3 protein-coding genes are annotated in these 1,684 nt (G+C 62.1%); all 3 read left to right on the forward strand.

The features are described from left to right. Nucleotides 1-708 (forward strand): aldehyde dehydrogenase family protein (locus EN939_RS33105; protein WP_127271700.1); only part of this gene is annotated, 708 nt, incomplete at its 5' end. Between the two features lie 65 nt (nt 709-773). Beyond that, nucleotides 774-1,262: a hypothetical protein gene (locus tag EN939_RS33110; RefSeq protein ID WP_127270351.1), complete on the forward strand. Its 489-nt coding sequence runs from the start codon at nt 774-776 to the stop codon at nt 1,260-1,262. Next, nucleotides 1,259-1,684, forward strand: a 426-nt coding sequence (locus EN939_RS33115; RefSeq protein ID WP_164751465.1) for an FAD-dependent oxidoreductase, incomplete at its 3' end; no start/stop codon positions are given. The genes EN939_RS33110 and EN939_RS33115, both read left to right, overlap by 4 nt.

Here is a 1,684-nt window from a genome sequence, read left to right on the forward strand (position 1 = left end):
GGCCCGGTGATCGTTTTCGAGGACGCTGATCTTGACGCGGCGGCCGCCGCCGCGGCCGGCGGCGCATTCTTCAACGCCGGTCAGGTCTGCGCCGCGACGGGCCGCGTTCTCGCTCATCAGTCGGTTGCCGAAAGCCTCTGCGAAAAGCTCGTCGCCCATGCGCAAAAACATGTGCTTGGTGATCCCTTCCACCAGGGAACGACCATGGGGCCGCTGAACAACGCGAAGGTCGCAGCCAAGGTCAAGGAGCACATCGATGACGCAATCGCGCAGGGTGCCAAGGTGCTCTGTGGCGGCAAGCCGCGCCCCGATCTCGGCAGCGGGCTGTTTTTCGAGCCGACGATCATTACCGGCGTCACGCGCGAGATGAAACTCAATCGCGAGGAAACCTTCGGCCCCGTCGTGCCCGTTCTCACTTTCAAGAACGAGGCTGAAGCGCTCGATCTGGCGCTCGACAGCGAATATGGCCTGTCGGTCGGCGTCTTCACGGCGAATGTGGCGCGGGGTGTTTCGGTCGCCAGGGCGATCCCCGCCGGGATCGTCAATATCAATGCCGGCAGCACATGGTGGGAAATTCACCTGCCCTTCGGCGGCGGAAGCGGCACCAAGAGCGGCATCGGCCGACTGGGCGGCGTGCACACGATGGAAGCCATGACCGAACTCAAGATGATCACCGTCACGATCGATCGAAAGGCAGGTGCGGCATGAGCCCTCAATCGCATGCTCTTGCCGGCGAACGGAATTCGCCGCTTTCTCCACCTGAGAGAACGCGGATGATCCGCGCTCTTGTCGATGAACTGATCCCTGGCAACGAGAGTTGGCCCTCCGCGTCCGAGGCCGGCGTGCACGGCATCGTGTCGATGCGCCTCTTTGCGGATTGGAGCGACGTGCAGACTACGGCACTGGCCGATCTGCTGGGCTGGGAAAGGGGTGGCCTTTCAAGCAGCAATGGCGACACCCGCATCGCGGCCGTCAAGGTCTTCGAGCAAGCCGACGCGGAGCTTTTCGACAAGATCTACACGGCGGTGACACTCGCTTATTACGAAACGCCCTTCGTCATCGAGGCCATTCGGAACACGGGGCGTCCGTACTCCCACCGGCCCCATCTGACCGGCTACGACATGGCGCCTTTCGATTTCAACCGGGACCAGCCAGCCCATCGGCGCGGCCATTACCTGGAGACCGAAAAGGTCAGGCCCGTCGACACGTCGCCGCTCGGGCTGGACACGGTAATGACAGATCGCTGGGGATTGGAAAGATGACAACAGATCGCATCTGTGACGTATTGATAGTGGGCGCCGGCGCGACAGGATCCTTGGCAGCACTGACACTTGCAGAAGCCGGTCTCGATGTCGTCTGCCTGGAACAGGGATCCTGGGTGGAGGCGAAAGACCATCCGCATCTCCATTCCGACTGGTCGTGGCAGCGCCGGACCAACTGGAGCCCGGACGTCAACAAGCGCAGCCATCCGGACGATTTCCCCGTCAATTCGGACTCCTCGCAAATCCTGATGTGGAATGCCGTCGGCGGGTCAACCAATGTCTATGGCGCAATCTGGCCACGCTATCGTCCTTCCGATTTCCGCAAGGGCACGGAGCATGGTCTTCAGCCGGACTGGCCGATCACGTATGAGGATCTCGCCTCCTTTTACGAGCAGGCCGACAAGCTCGTCGGCGTGTCGGGC

The sequence above is a fragment of the Mesorhizobium sp. M7A.F.Ca.CA.002.05.1.1 genome (assembly GCF_003998335.1).
Classification (GTDB): Bacteria; Pseudomonadota; Alphaproteobacteria; order Rhizobiales; family Rhizobiaceae; genus Mesorhizobium.